At 54.1% G+C, this 23986-nt stretch carries 26 protein-coding genes and 1 tRNA gene; 24 read left to right on the top strand and 3 right to left on the bottom strand.

The genetic code is table 11. The features are described from left to right. Nucleotides 1-53: 53 nt before the first annotated feature. A complete protein-coding gene (locus KNP78_RS02195) occupies nucleotides 54-1232 on the top strand; it encodes a DUF4097 family beta strand repeat-containing protein (RefSeq protein WP_029595044.1) in 1179 nt (392 codons plus the stop codon). 63 nt (nucleotides 1233-1295) lie between these two features. Next, complete coding sequence (locus KNP78_RS02190; protein WP_214823208.1) at nucleotides 1296-1655, top strand: hypothetical protein; 360 nt, start codon at nucleotides 1296-1298, stop codon at nucleotides 1653-1655. Nucleotides 1656-1705: 50 nt separating this feature from the next. Here KNP78_RS02190 and KNP78_RS02185 read toward each other — a convergent pair whose 3' ends face one another. Further along, nucleotides 1706-2062: a hypothetical protein gene (locus KNP78_RS02185; RefSeq protein WP_029595046.1), complete on the bottom strand. Its 357-nt coding sequence runs from the start codon at nucleotides 2060-2062 to the stop codon at nucleotides 1706-1708. Nucleotides 2063-2214: 152 nt separating this feature from the next. On the opposite strand from KNP78_RS02185, the gene hprK reads away from it, so the two are divergent. The 12 genes from hprK to KNP78_RS02125 all read left to right on the top strand — a co-directional run bounded on the left by hprK (nucleotide 2215) and on the right by KNP78_RS02125 (nucleotide 12306). Continuing rightward, nucleotides 2215-3153 (top strand): HPr(Ser) kinase/phosphatase, encoded by a 939-nt coding sequence (hprK, locus tag KNP78_RS02180; protein ID WP_034778542.1) that lies wholly within the window; start codon nucleotides 2215-2217, stop codon nucleotides 3151-3153. After that, a complete protein-coding gene (lgt, locus tag KNP78_RS02175; protein ID WP_214823207.1) occupies nucleotides 3153-3971 on the top strand; it encodes a prolipoprotein diacylglyceryl transferase in 819 nt (272 codons plus the stop codon). The genes hprK and lgt overlap by 1 nt, the downstream gene beginning before the upstream one ends. Next, entirely contained in the window at nucleotides 3971-4621 is a 651-nt protein-coding gene (gene ppaX / locus KNP78_RS02170; RefSeq protein WP_034778540.1) for a pyrophosphatase PpaX, read from the top strand. The genes lgt and ppaX overlap by 1 nt, the downstream gene beginning before the upstream one ends. Next, a complete protein-coding gene (locus KNP78_RS02165) occupies nucleotides 4614-5096 on the top strand; it encodes an acyltransferase (protein WP_034778539.1) in 483 nt (160 codons plus the stop codon). Before ppaX ends, KNP78_RS02165 begins: the two co-directional genes overlap by 8 nt. Before the next feature lie 296 nt (nucleotides 5097-5392). Next, the gene (locus KNP78_RS02160; RefSeq protein ID WP_251128406.1) at nucleotides 5393-6865 is read left to right on the top strand and encodes a tetratricopeptide repeat protein; all 1473 of its coding nucleotides are present in this window, start codon (nucleotides 5393-5395) and stop codon (nucleotides 6863-6865) included. Between the two features lie 68 nt (nucleotides 6866-6933). After that, nucleotides 6934-7887, top strand: a complete 954-nt coding sequence (gene trxB / locus KNP78_RS02155) for a thioredoxin-disulfide reductase (RefSeq protein WP_029595052.1) — start codon at nucleotides 6934-6936, stop codon at nucleotides 7885-7887. Between the two features lie 125 nt (nucleotides 7888-8012). Then, the gene (gene rapZ / locus KNP78_RS02150) at nucleotides 8013-8885 is read left to right on the top strand and encodes an RNase adapter RapZ (protein ID WP_029595053.1); all 873 of its coding nucleotides are present in this window, start codon (nucleotides 8013-8015) and stop codon (nucleotides 8883-8885) included. A 1-nt stretch (nucleotide 8886) separates the two neighbouring features. Then, nucleotides 8887-9882, top strand: a complete 996-nt coding sequence (locus KNP78_RS02145; RefSeq protein WP_214752922.1) for a gluconeogenesis factor YvcK family protein — start codon at nucleotides 8887-8889, stop codon at nucleotides 9880-9882. A gap of 31 nt (nucleotides 9883-9913) precedes the next feature. Then, the gene (gene whiA / locus KNP78_RS02140) at nucleotides 9914-10867 is read left to right on the top strand and encodes a DNA-binding protein WhiA (RefSeq protein ID WP_034778536.1); all 954 of its coding nucleotides are present in this window, start codon (nucleotides 9914-9916) and stop codon (nucleotides 10865-10867) included. 86 nt (nucleotides 10868-10953) lie between these two features. Further along, the gene (locus KNP78_RS02135) at nucleotides 10954-11190 is read left to right on the top strand and encodes a hypothetical protein (RefSeq protein ID WP_021065439.1); all 237 of its coding nucleotides are present in this window, start codon (nucleotides 10954-10956) and stop codon (nucleotides 11188-11190) included. A gap of 95 nt (nucleotides 11191-11285) precedes the next feature. Further along, nucleotides 11286-11801, top strand: coding sequence for a DUF2179 domain-containing protein (locus KNP78_RS02130; RefSeq protein WP_021065440.1), 516 nt, complete (start codon nucleotides 11286-11288; stop codon nucleotides 11799-11801). Nucleotides 11802-11865: 64 nt separating this feature from the next. Further along, entirely contained in the window at nucleotides 11866-12306 is a 441-nt protein-coding gene (locus KNP78_RS02125; protein ID WP_214823206.1) for a hypothetical protein, read from the top strand. Nucleotides 12307-12345: 39 nt separating this feature from the next. Here the strand turns inward: KNP78_RS02125 and clpP are convergent, their stop codons facing one another. Beyond that, complete coding sequence (clpP, locus tag KNP78_RS02120; protein WP_024370422.1) at nucleotides 12346-12921, bottom strand: ATP-dependent Clp endopeptidase proteolytic subunit ClpP; 576 nt, start codon at nucleotides 12919-12921, stop codon at nucleotides 12346-12348. A 151-nt stretch (nucleotides 12922-13072) separates the two neighbouring features. Further along, nucleotides 13073-13145: transfer RNA gene (locus tag KNP78_RS02115), tRNA-Arg, on the bottom strand. A gap of 123 nt (nucleotides 13146-13268) precedes the next feature. On the opposite strand from KNP78_RS02115, the gene KNP78_RS02110 reads away from it, so the two are divergent. From KNP78_RS02110 to galU, 10 genes are all read left to right on the top strand, one after another. After that, entirely contained in the window at nucleotides 13269-14414 is a 1146-nt protein-coding gene (locus KNP78_RS02110) for an RNA polymerase factor sigma-54 (RefSeq protein ID WP_214823205.1), read from the top strand. Nucleotide 14415: 1 nt separating this feature from the next. After that, a complete protein-coding gene (locus KNP78_RS02105; protein ID WP_034778531.1) occupies nucleotides 14416-14673 on the top strand; it encodes a glutaredoxin family protein in 258 nt (85 codons plus the stop codon). Nucleotides 14674-14785: 112 nt separating this feature from the next. Further along, the gene (locus KNP78_RS02100) at nucleotides 14786-15811 is read left to right on the top strand and encodes a sugar-binding transcriptional regulator (protein ID WP_034780023.1); all 1026 of its coding nucleotides are present in this window, start codon (nucleotides 14786-14788) and stop codon (nucleotides 15809-15811) included. 59 nt (nucleotides 15812-15870) lie between these two features. Further along, nucleotides 15871-16878 carry a type I glyceraldehyde-3-phosphate dehydrogenase gene (gene gap / locus KNP78_RS02095; protein WP_034778529.1) on the top strand — a complete coding sequence of 336 codons (1008 nt, stop codon included), beginning with the start codon at nucleotides 15871-15873 and terminating at the stop codon, nucleotides 16876-16878. A gap of 98 nt (nucleotides 16879-16976) precedes the next feature. Then, on the top strand, nucleotides 16977-18161 hold the full coding sequence (locus tag KNP78_RS02090) for a phosphoglycerate kinase (protein ID WP_131437839.1): 1185 nt from the start codon (nucleotides 16977-16979) through the stop codon (nucleotides 18159-18161). Between the two features lie 18 nt (nucleotides 18162-18179). Then, nucleotides 18180-18932 carry a triose-phosphate isomerase gene (tpiA, locus tag KNP78_RS02085; RefSeq protein ID WP_034778525.1) on the top strand — a complete coding sequence of 251 codons (753 nt, stop codon included), beginning with the start codon at nucleotides 18180-18182 and terminating at the stop codon, nucleotides 18930-18932. Beyond that, nucleotides 18933-20471, top strand: coding sequence for a 2,3-bisphosphoglycerate-independent phosphoglycerate mutase (gene gpmI / locus KNP78_RS02080; protein ID WP_214823204.1), 1539 nt, complete (start codon nucleotides 18933-18935; stop codon nucleotides 20469-20471). It abuts the gene before it with no gap. Nucleotides 20472-20508: 37 nt separating this feature from the next. Further along, nucleotides 20509-21801 (top strand): phosphopyruvate hydratase, encoded by a 1293-nt coding sequence (gene eno / locus KNP78_RS02075; RefSeq protein WP_021065450.1) that lies wholly within the window; start codon nucleotides 20509-20511, stop codon nucleotides 21799-21801. Between the two features lie 243 nt (nucleotides 21802-22044). Further along, nucleotides 22045-22842: a phosphotransferase enzyme family protein gene (locus tag KNP78_RS02070; protein WP_214823203.1), complete on the top strand. Its 798-nt coding sequence runs from the start codon at nucleotides 22045-22047 to the stop codon at nucleotides 22840-22842. Between the two features lie 255 nt (nucleotides 22843-23097). Further along, on the top strand, nucleotides 23098-23979 hold the full coding sequence (gene galU, locus KNP78_RS02065; protein ID WP_214823202.1) for a UTP--glucose-1-phosphate uridylyltransferase GalU: 882 nt from the start codon (nucleotides 23098-23100) through the stop codon (nucleotides 23977-23979). The last annotated feature ends 7 nt before the right edge of the window (nucleotides 23980-23986 follow it).

The following is a 23986-nucleotide window of genomic DNA, read 5'->3' as shown; positions in this document are numbered from 1 at the left end:
TGAGAAACGGGAACATGATTGACGTGTGACCAAATCGAAGGGGGAAACGAACAGTGAAACAAGAAATGCGTGAACTGATTCTCCAGCAAGTGAAAGACGGGAAGTTGACGATTGAAGAAGGCATGACCCAGCTCGAACGGCTCGAGAAGTTGGAGCCGGAGCGCGTCCAAGCGCTCGAGGAACGTCAAGAGACGGAGAAAGTCGATGCCTACTCGGTCGAGTCGCTCACGACGAAACTGACGTCGGCGGTCGAAGGGCTCGTGACGAAACTTCGTGACAGCGACTTCACGTTCAGCTCGAACTTCGGGCCGGAAGTGACGTATTCGAAATCGTTCCCGTTCACCGGGAAAGATATCTCGCTCGACTTGTTCAACGCCTCGGCGACGATCGTCTCGTCGGACAACGACGAGTGTGAACTGATTGTCACCGGACGTCCGCTCCGTCAGCAGGACGCGGACAAGGCGCTCGAACAGCTCCAGTCAGCGGTCAAGCATTCGGTCATCGGTGACCGTCTCGTCGTGTCACTCCGCGACAAGCTCGTCCGGGCGCACGTCGAACTGTACGTCCCGCATCATCATTTCGATCACCTACATGTACAGACGCTCAACGGTGAGGTCCGTGCCGACGGCCTCGACGTCGAGAGCGTTCGTATCCAGACGGCGAACGGCCGGGTCGTACTTCATGAAGTACATGCCTCGGAGCTGCTCCTCAACACGGGGAACGGAACGGTCGAGGTCGAAGCGGTCGAATCTGAACTCGTCCACGTCCGGACCGGCAACGGAGCCGTCATCGTGAACGGCAAATACGACAAGGCGTCGCTCAAGACCGGCAACGGGAACATCCGCGCCGAACTCGCGACGGCACGTCCGGCCAAGTTCGAGCTCGCCTCGCTCGCCGGAAACGTCCGTCTCGTCTTGCCGCACGGCGTCGAGGTCGAAGGAGAACTCGAGACGAACTTCGGTGGTCTCCACTGTAACTTGGACGAGCTCGAGATTATCCGCGACCGGAAAGACGTCGCCCAACGCCGACTCGAATTCTTGTCGGGCCGTGGCCAGACACCGCGCATCGAAGTCGAGGCCGGGACACGTACCGGCACGATCGACCTCGAACACGGTTCGCTCCACACACCGTCGACGTTCCTCGAAGAGGACAAACACGAGCCGGTGGAACCAATCGATCCAGTCGACCCGGTCAATCCGGCTGACTTGAACAACCCGTTCCATCAGCAATGACCGACAACCCGAAGGCCTCTCGCCTTCGGGTTTCTTTTAACTTGAGAGACGAGGAGGGACGGGATGAAGCGATTTGTGTCAGCGTACGGACGGATGATGATTGCGGTGCTGGTGCTTGGCGGATGTGCCGACGAACAGCGCATCGTCAATGAGAACGAGCCGGCTGGCGACGAAGCGATTGCCATCGCCTGGGCGTATGTGACCGCGCGGAACTGGCAGGGGCCCGCAATCGATGCGGGAGCGAGTGCCGAGGTACATCGTGTCACGGTCGATGATGGCTATGAACTGTTGGACGATGCGTATACGGGGACCGAGGCGCTCGCCGTCTCGTTCGAAGCGGACCCGAACAGTAGCGTCGACGTACCGACGATCTTGGTCGCACCGGAGTCGAACACCGTGGTCGGCTATGTACCGGGCGAATGAGACATCCATGACAAAAACCCGAAGGCGGTTGCCTCCGGGTTTTTGTCATGTCATAGATTCATTTGATACTCCATTTGTTCCCAATCCATCATTTGACCGTCATACAGCGTGAATGAGCCGATGATGAACAGGATGAACAGGACCGGTCCGGCGATGAGTAAGAAAATCCCGAGGTTCCGCATCGTCTTCGACCGTTTCCAATAGAAGATGATGGCGACGATCATCGATAACAGCGACCCGGACAAGAACAAGCCGACGATGTTCAAGATGAACAACAGCAACACCGTCTCGTTTTTCGTCGCGGCATATTCGCGCCACATGTCAAACAGTGATTTGACCAAGTAGACGAGCGCCGCGATCCCGACGATAAAAATAAAGACAATGGCAATCCAAAATAGTGAATTCATGTGATTTCACCTCCCTAATCCTCTATACCCGTTCTACGGAATCGCCACGAATTAGTTTCATCTCTTTTTTTCGACACGTTTCGGCTCACTTTCGTTGACGCTTCTCCAGAAGAGCTATGATACAATAATGAGCGTGAAAGGGGCAGATACTCATGCAAAATATCGTACGCACGGCTCAACTCGTTGAGCGCTTCAAACTTCAAGTCATCGCCGGGGAAGAGGGACTCCATCGTCCCGTCGCCACACCGGACCTCAGTCGACCGGGACTCGTCCTTGCCGGCTACTATACCCACTATGCGAAAAATCGGCTGCAAGTGCTCGGGAAGACCGAGCTCACGTTCTACGCGAGCTTGTCGGAAGAGAGCCGCCGCGAGCGGGCGAAGATTTTATGCACGGAATTGACACCGGGCATCCTCATCACGCGCGGCTTCGACATCCCGAAAGAGATTGAACAAGAAGCCGAGGCGGCGAACGTCCCGCTCATGCGCACGAACGCGGTGACGACATCGATCGAGTCACAAATCACGAACTTCCTCGAGATGGAACTCGCACCGATGACGGCGATGCACGGCGTGCTCGTCGACATCTATGGCGTCGGCGTGCTCATCAAAGGACAGAGCGGCGTCGGGAAATCCGAGACCGCCCTCGAACTCGTCAAACGGGGCCATCGCCTCGTCGCCGATGACTCGGTCGAGATTCGTCAGACCGGGGACCAGTTGCTCGTCGGTTCGGCACCGAAACTGATTCGTCACTTGCTTGAGATTCGCGGAATCGGCATCATCGACGTCATGACGTTGTTTGGCGCTGGCGCCGTCCGCTCGCACAAGAAGATCAGCTTGATCATCAACCTCGAGAACTGGGATGCGGGCAAAGTATATGACCGCGTCGGGCTCGACCACAACACGATGAAAATCATCGATAGCGAAGTGCCGTTGCTCACGATCCCGGTCCGTCCGGGACGTAACTTGGCCGTCATCGTCGAAGTCGCGGCGATGAACTACCGCCTCCAGAACATGGGCATCAACACGGCCGAAGAGTTCGCGGAACGTCTCGCGAACGCCATCCATGACAACGAAGGGGACATGGAATAATGGTAGAGCCAACGTTTGACCGCGTCGCGTTTGAAATCGGGTCGCTCCCGATCTATTGGTACGGCATAATCATCGCCTTCGGTGCGATGCTTGGCCTCGTTCTCGCCTTGTTCGAGGCGAAGCGCCTCAATTATGATTCAGAACGGGTCGTCGATGTCATCATCTGGTCGATTCCGATCAGTATCGTCTTCGCCCGGATTTACTACGTCATCTTCCAATGGGACTACTACAGTGAGAACCTTGGACAGATCATCGACATCCGCCAAGGTGGGATCGCAATCCACGGCGCCATCTTCGGAGCGTTGCTCGTCGTCATCATCTATTGCATGCGCAAGTCGATGTCGTTCTGGAAGATCACCGATATCCTCGCTCCGTCGCTTCTCCTCGGGCAAGCGGTCGGACGTTGGGGGAACTTCATGAACCAAGAGGCGCACGGTGCCGAGACGACGAGCCGTTTCTTGAAAGAGACGCTCTTCCTCCCGGATTGGATCGTCAATCAGATGTATATCGATGGCGCTTATTACTTGCCGACGTTCTTGTTCGAGAGCGTCTGGAACATCATCGGCGTCATCTTGCTCGTCGTCTGGCGCATGGTCGGTAACCCGCCGCGCGGCTACATCTTCTTGTCGTATCTCGTCTGGTATTCGATCGGACGCTTCTATATCGAAGGGCTCCGCACGGATAGCCTCATGGCCGGCGATCTCCGGACGGCACAACTCGTTTCGATCGCGATGATTGTATTCGGTGTCGTCATGATGATCGTCCGCCGCAAAGCGAAACGATACGATGACCCTTCAGAGAAAGGACTGTTTGATTGATGGATACACTTCTATTCGATTTGGATGGCACGTTGCTCGATACGAACCCGCTCATCATCGCGAGTTTCCGTCACACGCTCGGGTACTACTTCCCGGACGAGACGTATCGCGATGAGGATATCTTCCCGTTCATCGGACCGACGCTCGAGAAGTCGTTCAAGGCGCTCAATGAACCGGAATGGAAAGAGATGCAGGCGTTCTATCGCAGCTTCAATATCGCGATGCACGACCAGCTCGTCGCCGAATATCCGGGTGTGATCGAGGGGCTGTATCGCCTCCACGCCAAAGGCTACAAGATGGGCGTCGTCACCTCGAAAGGCCGTCCCGTCGTCGAGCAAGGCTTGCGTCTGTTCAAGATCGACCATCTGTTCGATGTGGTCGTCACGGCCGACGATGTGGAATATGAGAAACCGCACGCCGAACCGGTCGAACGGGCGCTCCGTGCGCTCGGATCGACGGCGGACCGCGCTGTCATGGTCGGGGACAACGACACGGACATCTTCAGCGGCAAGAACGCCGGGACGAAGACGGTCGCTGTCGGCTGGGCCATCAAAGGCCGTGCGTTCCTCGAAGCGCTCGAACCGGACGTCATCATCGACTCGATGGAACATTTCGAGGCGTGGCTCGACGAGGTCACGGTCCATGCGTAAGACGGAACGGTTTCGTCTCGACGGACCGAATCCGCTCTGGCAGATGTATCGGACGATTCGTTTCCTGCGTGTCTTTAAAAACACGACCGTCGTCTTGATCGGCCGGTACTTCCCGTCCGTCAAGGCGAAGCGCTGGCTATACCGGACGTTCCTCGGTATGGAAATCGGGGAGTATAGCGCGCTCGCCCTCATGGTGACGCCGGACGTCATGTTCCCGGAGCGGATTTCGATTGGCCGCAACACGGTCATCGGGTTCAACTCGACGATCCTCTGTCACGAGTATCTCGTCGACGAGTATCGGATTGGCGACGTCCACATCGGGGACGAGGTGTTGATCGGGGCGAACGTGACGATTTTACCTGGCGTGACGATTGGCGACCGGGCCGTCATCGGTGCCGGGGCCGTCGTCCATCGTGACGTCGCGCCCGGAGAGCGCGTCGTTGGGGCAAAGCTCCATACCATCGACACAAAATAGACACAATTTAGTGCGAAATCATTTTGAGGTCAAGACATGTAGGGCCTCATAAAATTACTAGGGCGGTATCACTTTTTTTAAAGGCGATACCGTTTTTTTGTGTCTATGGGCGCTGACATGAAACCTCCATATTTTTGTCGAAAAGCATTTGAACGACCTAGCAAAATATATTCATTATAGAAGGAATATAGTCCCGATTTTTTTTAAGTTTTTCAGTTGCCCTCGTTGTTTGAGTGCGGTATTCTTAACCCTGCAACTAAAAAATAGATTTAGAGATGATGTGGAGGATTTAGAATATGGAAGCGAACTATGAAGCAGTAATGACGCTACCCGAACCAGAATCTCCGCTCGCCGCGGAGCTCCACTACTATAGAGGTCGTCGTGCGTTACGTGAAGGTCGCCTAGATGAAGCGACTTTTTTCATGGCTGAAGCCACTGCCGCTGCAGCGCACCGCGTCGACTATCACAAACAGTACGCTGAACTGTTATTTGAAGTAGGGGAGATCTATCACGCCAATGACGTGTGGAAACGGGTGCTAGAACTCGATGAGACGTCAACCGAGGCCTTGTATCACCTTGCGAGCAATTGCGCTTATATCTCTTTATATGAAGAAGCAGCGATGTATGCGAAACGTTACCTCGAAGTCGAGGCACACGGGCGCTATGCGGACTCGGTCCAATCGCTATTAGAACTGATCGAACTCGAGCAAGAACTCGAGGACGAAGATGAAGACGAGTTGATCACGTGGCACACCGAGGCCCAGCAGCATATCGACAAAGGCCGCTTGTTCGCCGCCAAGTCGACGCTCGAACGGTTGATCGACCGCTATCCGCGCTTTTGGCCGGCGTTCAACAACTTGGCCGTCGTCAATTTTTATCTCGGCAACGATGAAGCGGCGTTCGAGACGCTCGAGTATGTGCTCGATGAAAACCCAGGCAACTTGCATGCGATTTTGAACACGATTTTGTTGTTGCATGAGGCCGGACAATCAGAAGCGGCGCTCCAACTGTCGGTCCCGCTGACACGGGTCCGCCCGCTCCAGTTCGACTTACGCTACAAACTCGCCACGACACTCGCGCTCGTCGGTCAATACGACCGCGCGTACGAAGAACTCCGCCTCTTGAAAGACCGCGGATTCCGTGGGGATTCACTGTTCGGGCATTGGCTCAGCGTGTCCGCCTACAAGACCGGGCGTCTTGAAGAAGCGGCCACCTATTTGAACAGTGACGAGTTGAAACAATTTGAAGAAGCGAGCCCGTATGACATTCGCGACAACCTCGAGTTCCGTTCGGCACTCGTCCAAGGGTTGCGCCAAGAAGAAGACGCGGCTCGAATCGAAATCATCCGAATCATCTCGAAACTTGCCGACGACGAGGCGTTTGAAGCACTCGCGTTGACGAACGGGATCACCGACAACGAGACGGTGCTCGCCTTCGCCGAGAAATGCCGCGCTGAGATTTGCGGGGCACCGTTCACCGGTGACGCCCGGATCGCTCGGGCATATGAGGCCCTTGTGCTCGCCGAGACGGAAGTGACGGAAGCGGAACAGATGAGCCTCGACGGCGACTTCTATGAACGGTTCTCACTCCTGCTCCTTGCCGGGGCATCGTTCGAGGACGTCACGGCATCGGCCGCGGCCCTCGTCTGGATGTTCTATGCGAAACGGGATGCTCTCATCCTCGACGACTGCGCCGACACGTTCGGAATCGACGTCGCGACGCTGACGGGGACGATCCGTTCGTTCAAGCAGAAACTCGAACAAGCATAAAGATAGACGATACCTCCCTAGGTTTCTTATACTGAAGTCAATCAATTTCATGCAGAGGTGGAATCATTATGACAGAAGAAAAAATCTATGACGTCATTATCATCGGGGCCGGCCCAGCCGGAATGACGGCGGCACTTTACGCGTCGCGTGCCAACTTATCGACACTTATGATCGAACGCGGTATCCCAGGTGGACAGATGGCGAACACGGAAGATATCGAAAACTATCCGGGCTATGACAGCATCCTCGGCCCAGACTTGTCTCAAAAAATGTTCGACCACTCGAAAGCATTCGGGGCGGAGTACGCTTATGGCGACGTCCAAAGCATCTCGGACGAAACGGAATATAAAGTCGTCCACGCGCACAACCGTGACTATAAAGCACGGGCGATCATCCTCGCTTCTGGCGCACAATATAAGAAAATCGGTGTCCCGGGCGAAGAAGAGCTCGGCGGCCGCGGTGTATCGTATTGTGCGGTCTGTGACGGGGCGTTCTTCAAAGGGAAGAACTTGTTCGTCATCGGCGGCGGCGACTCAGCTGTCGAGGAAGGCGTGTTCTTGACACGTTTTGCTGACAAGGTGACAATCGTTCACCGTCGCGACGAGCTTCGCGCGCAGAAGATTCTTCAAAAACGGGCGTTCGACAACCCGAAAATCGACTTCATCTGGAACCACACGCTCAAAGAGATCGTGGAAGCGGATGGTAAAGTCGGTGGGGCACGTCTCGTCAGCACGGTCGATGGGACCGAGTCGGACCACGAAATCGACGGTGTGTTCATCTATATTGGTATGAACCCGATCACTGGTTTCGTCAAAGACCTCGGCATCACGAACGAGCAAGGCTATATCGTCACGAACGAAGCGATGGAGACGAAGATCCCAGGGATTTTCGCAGCCGGCGACGTACGCGACAAGACGCTCCGTCAAGTCGTCACCGCGACGAACGACGGATCGATTGCCGCTCAAAACGCGCAACACTATATCGAGGGGCTCCTCGAGGCGTTGCACGAACAAAACGCGTGACATGAGGCAGAAGGGATTGCGGGCGACCGCAATCCCTTCTCTTTTTTTCGGACGTTCGTTATACTAAGGACAGAAGAGAGCTGCACACACGGCTCGGTTGTCAATTTTAAGGGGGCGTCAGTGACATGGAAGACTTTAAAGGATTAGAAGAATTGATCATCATCAGCGGGATGAGCGGGGCCGGGAAATCGGTCGCAATGAATAGCTTTGAGGATCTCGGCTATTTTTGCGTCGATAACTTGCCGCCGGTGCTCTTGCCGCAATTGATCGATGTCATCAGCTCGGTCCGGCCGAAGATCGCCGTCGCGATCGACACAAGGACGCGCGACTTCATCGACAGCCTGTTCATCGTCATCGACGACTTGGAACAGAAGAACGTACACCCGCACTTGTTGTATCTCGACACACGGGACGAAGTGCTCGTGCGCCGCTACAAGGAGACGCGCCGGTCGCATCCGCTCGCCCCGGAAGACGCACCGCTCGTCGGCATCGGGATGGAGCGCTCGTTGCTCGAAGGGTTCCGTGACCGGGCCCATACGCTCTACGATACGAGCGACTTGAAGCCGCAGATGCTCAAAGACCGCATCTTGCTCCAGTTCAACGAGGAACGGATTCCGTTCACGGTCAACTTCATGTCGTTCGGGTTCAAACACGGCGTCCCGCTCGACATCGACCTGTTGTTCGACGTCCGCTTCATCACGAACCCGTTCTATATCCCGGAACTCCGTCCGCTCACCGGGCAGACGGAAGAAGTCCAGAACTACGTCATGTCGCACCCCGAGGCGCGGGCGTTCTATAAAAAACTGATCGACATGCTCGAATTCCTGTTGCCGCAGTACAAGCGCGAAGGGAAGACGCAAGTCGTCGTCGCCTTCGGCTGTACGGGCGGGAAGCACCGTTCGATCACGTTCGCCGAGAAAGTGTCGGCCCATTTCGCCGAGCGCTATAACGTCAAAACCGTCCATCGCGATCTCGCGCATGCGACGAAGGAGAAATAAGATGAGACGCGATAGAAAAGTGGTGGCCATCGGTGGAGGGACGGGCCTCTCGACGCTCGTCCGGGGCTTGAAGCATTATCCGCTCGACATCACGGCCATCGTCACGGTCGGGGACGACGGGGGCAGCTCGGGGCGCCTCCGTGACGAGTTCCATATGTTACCGCCGGGCGACATCCGGAACGTCATCCTCGCCTTGTCCGAGGTCGAGCCACTCATGGACAAGATTTTGCAGTATCGGTTCGACAGCGGTTACGGGCTCGAAGGGCACTCGCTCGGCAACCTCATGTTGACGGCGGCGACGCACATCTGTGAAGGCTCGTTCGTCAAGGCGGTCGACGTCTTGTCGCAGCTGTTGAACGCCCAAGGCAAGGTGCTCCCGGTGACGGAGACACTCATGACGCTCGCCGCCGAGTTCGAGGACGGGACGATCGTCAAAGGTGAATCAAAGATCCCGCTCGTCGAGAAACAAATCAAGCGTCTGTTCTTGCTCGAGGAAGGCATCAAGCCGGCGGCTGGTGTCGTCGAGGCGATCGAGGACGCCGATCTGATCGTGCTCGGTCCAGGGAGCTTGTATACGAGCATCATCCCGAACCTCTTGATTCCAGAAGTGCGTGACGCCATCGTCCGCTCGGGTAAACCGGTCGTCTACATCTGCAACGTCATGACGCAGCCTGGTGAGACGAAAGGGTATGACGCGATGAAACATTTGAAATCGATCGAGGCATATCTCGGCAAGTCGACGGTCGACACGATCGTCGTCAACAACGAGCCGATCGAGGACATCTATTTAGAGCGTTACCTCGAGGACGGCTCGGAAGAAGTCCGCTTCGATCGGAAGAAGCTTCGAAATTACGGCACGAACGTGCTCGCGGGGGACATCGTCGACTATAACCGTGACTATATCCGCCACGACTCGGACGCCATCGCCGGACTCGTCATGCAACGCGTCCTGCGCATCAAGAAACCACGCTCGTTCCAAGAACTTGAGCTGAAATAAGTTGTGATTGAACAGAAAGGAGGGGACCGGCATGAGCTTTGCCTCTGACGTCAAAAAAGAATTGACGCAACTCGTCGTGACCGATGCCGAGGCGAAAGCGGAACTATCCGCGCTCGTTCGGATGAACGGGGTCATCTCGCTCGCTTTAGGGCGAGGGATGACGCTCGACGTCTCGACCGAGAACGCCGCCATCGCACGTCGAATCTATTCCCTCATGAAACGGCTGTACGACCATCATCTCGATTTGTTCGTACGGAAGAAAATGCGGTTGAAGAAGAACAACGTCTATATCGTCCGGGTCGCCCAGCGTGCCGAGACGATGCTTCGAGACCTTGAAATCCTCGGGGAGAACTACGAGATGATCCGCACGCTCAACTCGGACATGACACGTGACGAGAACCTCGCCCGTGCCTATTTACGCGGGTCGTTCCTTGCCGGCGGGTCAATCAACCATCCGAAGACGTCGTCATATCACCTCGAGGTGTACAGCCTGTACGAGAACCATAACCAGGCGCTCCGTGACCTCGCCAACCGCTTCGGCTTGAACGCGAAGACGCTCGAGCGGAAGAAAGGGCACATCCTCTATATCAAAGAGAGTGAAAAGATCTCGGACTTCCTGAAACTCATCGGGGCGACGCGCGGCATGCTCGACTTCGAGGACGCGCGTATCATCAAAGACATGCGCAACTCGGTCAACCGGCTCGTCAACTGTGAGACGGCGAACTTGAACAAGACCGTCGGGGCGGCGCTCCGTCAAGTCGAGAACATCAAGTTCCTCGAGCGCACGGTCGGGCTTGAAATCTTACCGGTCAAACTCCGGGAAATCGCCGAGCTCCGGGTCACCCATCAAGACGTCTCGCTCCAAGAACTCGGCGAGATGCTCGAGACGGGACCGATCTCGAAGTCGGGGATCAACCATCGGCTCCGCAAAATCGACCAGATCGCGGACAAGGTGCGAAACGGTGAAGAAATCAGCTCATCGTGACCCCGGTTGCACCAAAACCATTCTTCCTATATAATTAGCAATTGTGTATAGGACTTAGAAATGTAACTTAAAGGAGCTTCATGATTATGTCGAATGCAAAGAAAAGAATCTCGCTCACGATCGACGCTGATTTAGACCAGGTCATCACGGAGCGTGCGAAACAAATCGGGATCCCGAAAAGCGCCCTTGTCACGTTCGCGACAAGCCTCTTCCTCAACCAATTGCGCGCGGAAGAAGTATTGTCAGGTGACACGAACGCCATCTATCAGGTCATCCGCAAAGATTATGAACTGCTCACGAGCGTGGATAACTTAGACAAATAATTGCGAAAGGCTGACTGCGGTCAGCCTTTTTTGGTTGCATCCGGCCTTAAAATTTGGAATAGTGGTTATATTGAATTAGAATGGAGGTCGATCCTATGGGGCAAATCTTGCTCATCCTAGTATTACAACTCGTCTACGTACCGGTGCTGACGCTTCGGACAATCATGCTCGTCAAAGGAAAAACGATGATTGCGGGGCTGTTCGGGACGCTTGAGACGCTAATCTATATCTTCGCGCTCGGGATCGTGTTCCAAGATTTGACGACGCTCGGCATGATCGTCTATGCGGTCGGATTCGGGCTCGGGATTCTCGTCGGCGGTTACGTCGAGCGTAAGCTTGCTATCGGCTACAACATGATCCAAGTCCACACGCAAGAGTTCCCGGCCGAGCTCATCCAAAAGATGCGCGACAGCGGTTATGGCGTGACGCATTACCAAGGACAGGGACGTGACGGCATCCGATATCGTCTCGACGTCTTGGCGGCACGGACGCGGATGAAAGATTTGCGGCAAATGGTCGAGGAGTATGAGCCGAAGGCTTTCCTCGTCGCATTCGATCCGATCGACTTTAAAGGCGGCTATATGATGAAAGGGCTCCGACGCCCGAAATGAACGGGACGACTCACGGAAGTGGGTCGTTTTTTTTCGTGGAACGGGGAATACAAGAACAAAGGAGATGAGCGAGTTGAGACGAAAAGGGTTATGGATCGTCGTGGTTGGGTTGATTCTCGTCGGTGGCGCGCTGTTGGCCACCTCGTTTTGGAAGTCGGAGTCCTCGATCAAACCGCCGCTCCCGACGGTCCGGGTCGGGTCGGTGACGGCCGAGGTGAAGCAGTCGACGTTCTGCTGGTCCAATGGGGGCGAGGCGGTATGTGAAGACCACGGGTTGCCGGAAGCGGACGACTTGCAGCTCGTGCCGGTCGAGCCGGGTGCCGAGATTGATGTCGAGTTCCATGCCGAACCGTCGAATGTCTCATTCCATCAAATCATCGACGGGGAGCTCGTACGGTCTGAACCCGTCGTCCCAGACGAACCGGGCGTCTATCTGTTCGAGACGGGCGGGGAGTGGCCGCGTGGGGACAGCCACTATGTGTTCGGGGTCGAGGTCGAAGAGTAAACAAAAACCCCATTCTCTGAGGAGGATGGGGTTGCGTCATTAACGCGTCATGACTTTGTCGATGAGACCGTAGTCTTTCGCTTGGTCAGCTGACATGAAGTAGTCGCGCTCAGTGTCGCGCTCGATGACTTCAAGCGGCTGGCCAGTGTTGTCGGCCATGATTTGGTTCAATTTCTCGCGCATCTTGATGATGCGTTCAGCATGGATCTTGATGTCCGATGCTTGACCTTGCGTACCGCCGAGCGGTTGGTGAATCATGATCTCCGCGTTTGGAAGCGCGAAGCGTTTGCCTTTTTCACCGGCTTGGAGCAAGAAGGCACCCATCGATGCGGCCATTCCGATACAAATCGTCGACACGTTCGGTTTGATGAAGTTCATCGTGTCATAAATCGCCATTCCGGAAGTGATCGAACCACCCGGGCTGTTGATGTAAAGTGAGATGTCCTTATCTGGGTCCTCGGCTGCAAGGAAGAGGAGCTGGGCAACGATCGAGTTGGCGACGTTGTCGTCGATCGCACTTCCGAGCAAGATGATGCGGTCCTTGAGCAAGCGTGAGTAAATATCGTACGCGCGTTCCCCGCGACCTGTTTGTTCGATAACTGTTGGAATTAACATTGAATCTGCCTCCTTTATGTAGGTTGTAAACATATCATACCGCTATAGTCAATGTTGGTCAAACGATAGTCATCGTTTTTGACCTATTCCACGGTTTGACGATTCTAAAACGACAAAAGAGGCCAGGCATCTGCCTGACCTCTTTCTTTGATACACCCGGAGAGATTCGAACTCCCGACACCTGGCACCGGAAACCAGTGCTCTATCCCCTGAGCTACGGGTGCATGTTCTCTGACACGATTTATTATACATTTGTTTTTTTAAAAAAGCAATCCTGTTCGTCTCACTTTTTTTTGAGCGCGTTTTCCCGCCTTTCGCTACAATAGGAAACGAGAGGGGTGTGACCGATGCAACGCCAAGAACAACAGCAACTTCAAAAGCAACAACTGACCCAGGACATGGTCAGGCGTCTGCCGGTTCTCGAAGCAGACCGGACCGCGATCGCTTTTCAGCTCGGCCGCTTGTCAAAGCGGAACCCGAACATCGCCATGGGCAGCGGCGCGGTCGAATGGGTGGAGGACACGGCGAGCGGATTCGAGTCGCGTCTGTTCGAACAGATTGAGGAAGGAAGTGGGAACGAGGTCCAACGTATGCTTCAAAAGCGGCTCGTCCTCGCGCTAGACCACCGCGGCCTCTTACCTGATAGTGACTTCGTGCTCGCCCATCGCTTCGAGGTCGATGTGGCGGACATTGAGGCGGCACGCCAGGCGCTCTTGTTTTTAGAACCGACGGGGATCGGGGCGAAGAATGAGCGTGACTGCCAATACCGGCATGCGATTGAACATGACGACCCGCTCGTCTTGGACGTGTTCGAGGCGCTCGACGCGAACGTTGATGACATCCCGGGCCGACTCGACATCTCGGTGGCCGAGTTCGACCGGGTGACCCGTATCGTGGCGACGTTACCGAAAACACCAATATTATATGAAGGAACCGAGCATATCGTACCGGAACTCGAAGTCGTCCGGCGTGACGGTGAGCTTGTGACAACATGGTTCAGCCCAACGCTCGATGTGGCTCGGATCGGGGACGACCGCGAGGCGAAGTGGTGGCACGAGACGCTCGAGATGCGGAACGCGACGCTTCATTCAGTATGGACGGTCATCGCGGAACGTCAGGCGGACTGGCTCGACGGCAAGCTCGTCTTGCATCCGTTGACGCGGAAAGAAGTCGCCGAACGGATCGGCAAGCACGAGTCGACCGTCGGACGGGCCATCCAAGGAAAGTATGTGGCGACCGAGGGCGGGGTCATGGCGTGGCGCCACTTTTTCGTCAGGTCCACGGATCATGGGCAATCGCCGTTCATGGTGAAAAAGGCGCTCGCCGAACTGATTCAACAAGAGACGTCACCTTTGAGTGACGCCGCACTCATGCGAGAGTTGGCCCGGATCGGCTATACGGTGACACGACGGACCGTGGCGAACTATCGGGAGGCGCTCGGTTTTGGAAACTCGCGGGAGCGGGAACGACAACTATGGAAAGGAGGGGACTGACATGGTGCTGACATTATACCGGCGTGCCAACTGTTCGCTCTGCGAGGAGGCACTCGTCATGCTCGAATGGCTCATGGAAGACTATCCGTTCGAACTCGAGCAGGTCGACATCACGGGCAACGAAGAACTCGAGGCGAAGTACTTGTTCGAGATCCCCGTCGTCTTACACGAGGGGCGCGTCATTAGTCAAGGGCGATACGATGACAGTAAAGTTGAAGATTTTGTTAAGTATACGCTTACATCGAAAAAAAACGTTTGAAGGGGTTGCAAGACGGAAAGGTCATTGATAAGATGAAGTCGTAGCGGTGGGACGCAAATATAAAAGTGGGACAAAAATTGTCCATGCTTTAAGTCGAGGGGGAATGAGTATGATCCAGCAGCTGATTCAAGTTCAGAAGCAAATCGTTCCCGACATGCTCGATACGCTCCGACATCGTTACGACATCTTACATTACGTCCGGTTGATGCAGCCAATCGGCCGCCGGACACTCGCCACAAGCCTCGGGCTGACGGAACGAATCCTAAGACGAGAAGTCGACTTTTTGAAAGACCAAGGTCTATTGATGGTCGCTACTCAAGGTATTTCCCTTACGGAATCGGGCCGAAACGTTCTCAGAGACTTGCACGAGGTCATGGGAGAGATCCTAGGCATCTCGGAAGTCGCACGAGAACTCGAGCGAAAACTAGGCGTTCGCCAAGTCGTCATCGTACCGGGTGATTCCGACGAGACGTTCTGGGTCCAGCGAGATATCGGTCGGGCCGCCGTCACGCAACTGAAAGCGCGACTGGCACCTGACGACAATATCATCGCGGTCACAGGCGGGACGACGATGGCATCGGTTGCGGCCATGATGTCGCCCGATAAAAAAGAACGGCCGATGCATTTCGTGCCGGCACGCGGCGGACTCGGGGAGACGCTTGAGTTACAGGCGAACACCGTCTGTTCTCGAATGGCCGACCGGGCCCATGCCGACTATCATTTACTCCACATTCCGGACGAGGTTTCGCAAGAGACGTTCGAGCGGATGGTGGAGGAACCTAGCATAAAAAATGTCCTGGAAATGATTAGAGCGGCGCGAATTGTGGTACATGGAATTGGTGAGGCGGAAACGATGGCGAAACGCCGTCACGCGTCACCAGAGCATTTGCGGATGATCGAACGGCATGATGCCGTCGCCGAGGCGTTCGGATATTACTTCAACGCCGAAGGTGAAATCGTTCATCGGGTCAAGACGGTCGGGATCCAATTAGAGGAGCTCGACGACATGGACACCGTCATCGCGGTCGCCGGAGGGAAATCGAAGGCACAAGCGATTGCCGCATATGCGAAACACACGCCGAACATCATCCTCGTCACAGACGAAGGTGCGGCGACAGAATTATTAAATCGTTATTAAAGAGTTGACCCCCGTTGGCTCTTCAATAAATAGCTTCTACCCTAAGGAGGAAATTAACTATGGCAGTAAAAGTTGGTATTAACGGATTTGGACGTATTGGTCGTTTGGCATTCCGCGAGATCATCAAAAACGAAGGAGTCGAAGTTGTTGCAATCAACGACTTGACTGACACGAAGATGCTCGCTCACCTTCTCAAGTATGACACGACACAAGGTCGTTTCGACGGAGAAGTAGAAGTACACGACGGTCACTTCCTCGTAAACGGCGAGAAAGTCGTTACACTTGCTAACCGCAACCCAGAAGAACTTCCATGGGGCGAGCTCGGTGTTGACATCGTTCTCGAATGTACTGGTTTCTTCACAGCAAAAGAAAAAGCGGAGCTTCACTTGAAAGCTGGCGCGAAAAAAGTTGTGATCTCGGCTCCGGCTACAGGTGACATGAAGACTGTTGTTTACAACACAAACCACGACATCCTTGATGGTACTGAGACAGTAATCTCTGGTGCTTCTTGTACGACAAACTGCTTGGCGCCAATGGCGAAAGTTCTCCAAGACCAGTTCGGAATCGTTGAAGGTCTCATGACAACAATCCACGCTTACACAGGCGACCAAAACACGCTTGACGCTCCACACCCGAAAGGCGACTTCCGTCGTGCACGTGCGGCAGCAGCAAACATCGTACCGAACACAACTGGTGCGGCTAAAGCGATCGGCCTCGTTATCCCAGAACTTCAAGGTAAACTTGACGGTGCGGCACAACGTGTACCAGTTGCTACAGGTTCACTCACAGAGCTCGTAACAGTTCTTGAGAAAACTGTATCTGTTGACGAAATCAACGCAGCAATGAAAAAAGCAGCGAACGAGTCATTCGGTTACACTGAAGATGAAATCGTATCTTCTGACATCGTCGGAATCACTTACGGTTCACTCTTCGATGCGACACAAACTAAAGTAATGACAGTTGGCGACAAGCAACTCGTTAAGACAGTTTCTTGGTACGACAACGAAATGTCTTACACTGCACAATTGGTTCGCACACTCAAGCACTTCGCTGAAATCGCGAAGTAAGTTCGTGAACTAAATAGAATCAAATAGGAGCGGAAACAAGAGATTGTTCTCCGCTCTATTTATGAAATTGACACGCACGACATATGGAGGCGAAGGTTATGAACAAACAGTCTATTCGTGACATCGATGTAAAAGGGAAACGCGTCTTTTGCCGCGTTGACTTCAACGTTCCACTCAAAGATCGCGTCATTCAAGATGAAACGCGGATCCAAGCGGCTCTTCCGACGATCAAACACTTGATCGACGGCGGCGCGAAAGTCATTTTGGCGAGCCACCTCGGCCGTCCAAAAGGCGAGAAGAACCTCGAGTACTCACTCGCACCGGTCGCTAAACGTCTCGCTGAACTTCTCGGCAAAGATGTACCCCTCGTTGAAGAGGCGTACGGTCCAGTCGCAGAAGAAGCCGTTTCAAAACTTGGTGAAGGTGACGTCGTCGTTCTCGAGAACGTCCGTTTCTACCCTGGTGAAACGAAAAACGATCCAGAACTCGCGAAAGGTTTCGCGGCACTCGCTGATATCTTCGTCAACGACGCGTTCGGTGCGGCTCACCGTGCCCACGCTTCAACAGAAGGTATCGCGCAAAACGTGGACCACGCGGTGGCTGGTCTCTTGATGGAGAAAGAACTTGAAGTCCTCGGGAAGGCACTCTCGAATCCAGACCGTCCGTTCACGGCGATTATCGGCGGATCGAAAGTTGCTGACAAGATTGGGGTCATCGACCACCTTCTTGACATCGTTGACACACTCATCATCGGTGGCGGTCTCTCGTACACGTTCTCGAAAGCACTCGGGCACGAAGTCGGAACGTCACTCCTTGAAGAAGACAAGCTCGACCTCGCTCGTCAGTTCATGAAAAAAGCAGAAGACAAAGGCGTGAAGTTCTTGATGCCGGTCGACTGTGTCATTGCGAAAGAATTCGGCGAAGAGACATACGTCGGACCAGTCGATATCGACTCGATCCCTGCGGATCACATGGGTCTTGATATCGGACCGAAGACAGTCGAAATTTACGCGGAAGCGATTCGCGAATCGAAACTTGTCGTTTGGAACGGACCGATGGGCGTATTCGAACTCGATAAGTACGCTAACGGAACGAAAGGTGTCGCTCAAGCACTCGCAGACAGCGACGCATACTCAATCATCGGTGGTGGTGACTCAGCCGCGGCAGCAGCCAAGTTCGGCCTTGCTGACCAAATGAGCCACATCTCGACTGGTGGCGGCGCTTCACTCGAATTCATGGAAGGCAAGAAACTTCCAGGCGTCGAAGCGTTGAACGACAAGTAAAATAGAGGAGGGTTATCGATGCGTAAACCGATTATTGCAGGTAACTGGAAAATGAACAAAACACTCTCGGAAGCTGTCGCTTTCGTAGAGGAAGTTAAAAATAACATCCCGTCAACGGACAAAGTTGACGCGGCGATTGGTGCACCAGCACTTTTTCTCGCACCGATGGTAGAAGCAGCGAAGGGGTCAAACCTTAAGCTCGGTGCTCAAAACATGTACGACAAAGACAGCGGGGCATACACAGGTGAAATCAGCCCGGCCATGGTCGCTGACCTCGGCGTGACATACGTCATCCTTGGACACTCAGAGCGTCGCGAATACTTCGGCGAATCTGATGCGTTCATCAACAGCAAAACGAAAAAAGCGTTCGAACACGGTCTTACGCCAATCGTTTGTGTCGGTGAAACATTAGAAGAGCGCGAAGGCGACAAGTTCGAAGAAGTCATCAAGACGCAAGTCGAAGGTGGCCTCGCGGACCTCTCAGCTGACCAAGTCAAACAACTCGTCATCGCGTACGAGCCAGTTTGGGCGATCGGCACTGGTAAATCAGCGGACGAAGCAGATGCGCAAAGCTCATGTAAATATGTTCGTGACGTGGTAAAAGGTCTTTACGGTGAAGACGTGGCGGCTGCGGTTCGCATCCAATACGGCGGTTCTGTAAAACCTGAGAACATCAAGGAGTATATGGCACAAGAAGACATCGACGGCGCACTCGTCGGCGGTGCTTCACTTGAAGCTGCTTCGTTCCTCAAGTTGTTGGAGGCGATTTAAATGGCAAGACCAGTCGCCCTCATCATCTTGGATGGTTTTGGAATGCGGAACGAGACGTTCGGTAATGCGGTCGCTGCGGCGAACAAACCGAACTTCGACCGCTTCTGGGAGCAGTATCCACATACGCTCTTGAACGCGAAAGGCGAGTACGTCGGCCTTCCGGAAGGTCAGATGGGGAACTCGGAAGTCGGTCACTTGAACATCGGTGCCGGCCGGGTCGTCTATCAGTCACTTTCACGCGTCAACAATTCCATCAAAGACCGTTCACTCTTCGACCGCCAAGCGATGAATCACTTGGCCGGACATGTGAAAAAGTATGATTCGAGCCTCCACATCATGGGCCTCGTCTCAGACGGTGGGATTCACTCTCACATCAACCACATGTACGCCATCGTCGAGTTTGCAAAACTTCATGGTATCGAAAAAGTATTCATTCACGCTTTCACGGACGGCCGTGACTGTGATCCGAAATCAGGCGCTGGCTTCCTCGAACAGACGGAAGCGAAACTCGCTGAACTCGGACTCGGTCAAGTCGCTAGCGTGTCTGGACGTTACTATGCCATGGACCGCGACAACCGTTGGGAACGCGTCGAGAAAGTATACGACGTGCTCGTCAACGCGAAAGGTGAAGTCGGCACGAATGCAGTCGACGTTCTTAAACAGTCGTATGCAGACGGCTTGACGGATGAATTCGTTCTTCCGACGGTCATCGAGAAAGACGGTCAACCGATTGCGACGATTAAAGACAACGACGCAATCATGTTCTTCAACTTCCGTCCGGACCGGGCGATTGAACTTGCGAAAGTGTTCAAAGAGAAGACCGGCTTCAAAGGCTTCGAACTTTCGAACACACATCCAGAGAACATCTTGCTCGTCTCGATGACGAAATTCTCGGATGAAATCGACACGGACATCGTCTTCCCACCAGAAGATTTGAAAAACACGCTCGGTGAGACTCTCGCCGCGCAAGGGTACAAACAGCTCCGCGCTGCGGAAACTGAGAAATACCCGCACGTCACGTTCTTCTTGAACGGACAACAAGAAACACCGTTCGAAGGTGAAGATCGTTTCCTCGTACCGTCACCGAAAGTGGCGACGTACGACTTGAAGCCGGAAATGAGCGCATACGAGCTCACGGAAGGTCTTCTCGAACGCATCGAATCGGACACGTATGACGCGTATATCATCAACTACGCGAACCCGGACATGGTCGGCCATTCCGGTATGCTCGAACCGACGAAGAAAGCTGTCGAAGTCGTCGACGAATGCCTCGGTAAAGTAGTGGACGCACTCATTGCCAAAGGCGGCGCGGCGATCATCACGGCGGACCACGGGAACGCTGACCTTGTCACGAACCCGGACGGCTCACCGATGACGGCCCACACGACGGAACCAGTACCATGTATCGTCACGAAAGAAGGGGTGGAACTGAAACCAGTTCTAGAAGGCGCTTTATGCGACCTCGCCCCGACGCTCCTTCACCTTCTCGGTGGAGAGCAACCGGCAGAAATGACCGGCACATCAATCGTCACGAAGTAACTCAAATAACTTTCCAAACAAAAAGGAGCGAATTTTCATGTCAATGATTACAGAAATTTACGCACGCGAGATTTTGGATTCACGCGGTAACCCAACAATCGAAGTAGAAGTCTTCACAGAAGACGGCGGTTTCGGCCGTGCCCTCGTCCCATCAGGCGCATCAACTGGTGAGCACGAAGCAGTAGAACTCCGTGATGGCGACAAGTCACGTTACCTTGGTAAAGGCGTACTCAAAGCCGTTGCTAACGTAAACGACACAATCGCACCAGAACTCATCGGCTACGATGTATTCGACCAAAACGCACTCGATAAGAAAATGATCGAGCTCGACGGTACGAAAAACAAAGGTAAACTCGGCGCAAACGCGATCCTTGGTGTCTCTATGGCAGCAGCACACGCAGCAGCAGACGAGCTCGGCCTTCCACTTTACACGTACCTCGGTGGATTCAACGCGAAGACGCTTCCAACTCCAATGATGAACATCATCAACGGTGGTTCGCACGCTGACAACAACGTTGACTTCCAAGAGTTCATGATCATGCCTGTTGGCGCGCCAACGTTCCGTGAAGCGCTCCGCATGGGTGCAGAAGTATTCCACGCCCTCAAATCAGTTCTTTCTGGTATGGGTCTTAACACAGCTGTCGGTGACGAAGGTGGTTTCGCACCAAACCTTAAGTCTAACGAAGAAGCGATCACAGTTATCCTTGAAGCGATCGAAAAAGCTGGTTACAAAGCTGGCGAAGACATCTACCTCGCAATGGACGTTGCGTCTTCTGAGTTCTACGACAAGTCGACTGGCAAGTACGAACTCGCTGGCGAAGGCAAGTCAATGACAACTGCTGAGCTCGTAGACTTCTACGCTGAGCTCGTAAGCAAATACCCAATCATCTCAATCGAAGACGGTTGCGACGAAAACGACTGGGATGGCTTCAAATTGCTCACTGACAAAATCGGTGACAAAGTTCAACTCGTTGGGGATGACCTCTTCGTAACGAACACTGAGAAATTGGCTGAAGGTATCGAAAAAGGAATCTCGAACTCGATCCTCATCAAAGTTAACCAAATCGGTACGCTCACAGAAACATTCGACGCGATCGAAATGGCTAAAAAAGCTGGCTACACAGCTGTTATCTCACACCGTTCTGGTGAAACAGAAGATGCGACTATCGCGGACATCGCTGTTGCGACAAACGCTGGTCAAATCAAAACTGGTTCGCTCTCGCGTACAGACCGTATCGCGAAGTACAACCAACTTCTCCGCATCGAAGACATGCTCGGCGATGTAGCGAAATACGACGGTATCAAGTCGTTCTACAACCTCAAAAAATAATTGATGTTTTTCAGGCTCGCCAACTGGCGGGCCTGTTTTTTTGTGGTTAAACCCGTCTTTACGGCACCGATGCTTTCTGCAGGCAATCCACGGAGCCTCCTCGCGCTTACGCGCTTGCGGGGTCTCCGTTAGATTGCATTCCTGCAAGAGTCACGGTCCCGCTTCGACGGGCATGAACGCTCTGTGTCGAGCCTTCGTGTTGCTGTATACTGACCGTAACTGATGAAGAATGGGGGGTATTGGATGGACCAATCGCATGAACAAGAAAAAAGGTTGAGTGGCGGGAACGTGTCGACCGTCTATAAAAAAGAAAATCATGTCTATCGTACGCAGAAAGATGGCAGTGCGCATATTCATCGGTTGTTAACGCATTTGGAGGCGAAAGGGATATCGGGCGTGCCGCGATTTGTCGGGGTGGATGATCAGGGCCGAGAAGTATTGACGTACCTCGAAGGGGAGACGACCGATTATCCGTTGAAAGCCTACATGTGGTCAGATGAGGCGATTCAAGACGCCGCTCGATTGATGCGCCAGCTGCATGACGCGACCGCCGGTGTCGAGTGGCCGTCTGATTGGCAACCGCTCGACCATACGCCAGCACCGTTTGAAGTGATTTGCCACAACGATTTCGCCGTCTACAATACGATTTTCCATGACGGGAAAGTGGCAGGGGTCATCGACTTTGATTTGGCGGCGCCCGGACCACGAGCCTGGGATATCGTCTATGCCCTTTATACGTTCGTTCCGCTCAGCCGGCGTCATCAAGCCGAGTCGGGTGAAGTCATTTACTATGAGGCGGAACGTGATGATGGGACGTACAAACGACGAGTCGCCCTCTTCTTGGAGGCGTATGGCTGGGAAGGTTCGACAACGGAGTTGCTGACGATGTTACTGTTACGAATCGATGCGCTCTGTCGATTGATGAAACGGAAAGCGGCGGAAGGGGATGCAGCCTTCCAACACATGATCGATGAAGGGCATTATGACCATTATCAAGAAGAGTACCGGTTCATCGAGGTGCACGGACGGAAGTGGTTCTGAAATAGAATGTCAGAGGGGTGCTTGTCGACCAGTCATTCCGGGAATAGACTAGTGTAGGTGAAAGGAGGCGTTCATCATGATGGTCAGCGGTTTTCTCCTTCTTCTCATTGTGCTCGGTGTCGGTGGTTGGTTCCTGTACAAGTATATGGACGACCGGAAATGGTCGTGACGTGCGTCACGGCCGTTTTTTTTGTGCGTGAATACTCGGAAATTGGGTATAATCATCAGATACAGCATAAAAAAGGAGAGACGTCCATGACACGCGTACGGAAAGCCATCATCCCGGCCGCCGGGCTCGGTACCCGCTTCTTGCCGGCGACGAAGGCGATGCCAAAAGAGATGCTCCCGATCGTCAACAAACCGACGATTCAATTCATCGTGGAAGAAGCCGTCGCTTCCGGCATCGAGGACATCATTATCGTGACCGGGAAGAACAAGCGCGCCATCGAGGACCATTTCGACCGGGCCATCGAGCTCGAACAGAACCTCGAGTCAAAAGGCAAGACCGAGCTCCTCGAGTCGGTGCGCCACTCGTCGAACCTCGCCAACATCCACTACATACGGCAACAGGAACCAAAAGGGCTCGGCCACGCGATTTGGTGTGCCCGGAAGTTCATCGGCGACGAACCGTTCGCCGTCCTGCTCGGGGACGATATCATCGAGGCGGACGTGCCGGCGACGAAGCAATTGATCGACCAGTACGAGCAGTATGAGCGCTCGATCATCGGGGTGCAACGCGTCCCGTATGAAATGACGAATCGATATGGTATAATTGACCCGCTTGCCGTCGAAGGAAAGCTCATCCCGGTCCGGACGTTCGTTGAGAAACCGGCCGTCGGTGAAGCCCCATCGAACCTCGCCATCCTCGGCCGTTACATTTTGACACCGGACGTCTTCGAGGCGTTGTCGGCGCAAGAAGTCGGGACGGGAGGCGAGATCCAATTGACGGACGCCATCGCCCGCTTGAACGAGGTGGAGACCGTCTTCGCCTATGAATTTGACGGGCGTCGCTATGACGTCGGGGAACCGATCGGTTTCATCGAAGCGACGATCGCCCACGCACTGTGCGACCCAGATTTAAAAGCCAACGTCCACACGCTCTTGAAGCGCTTCGTGGACGAACTCGAACAACAGTAAGGTGTGT

The organism is Exiguobacterium sp. s28 (genome assembly GCF_018618135.1).
In the GTDB taxonomy this organism is placed as follows: domain Bacteria; phylum Bacillota; class Bacilli; order Exiguobacteriales; family Exiguobacteriaceae; genus Exiguobacterium; species Exiguobacterium mexicanum_A.
Note: the sequence above shows the minus strand (reverse complement) of the source record. Positions and strands in the feature narration are given on the sequence as shown.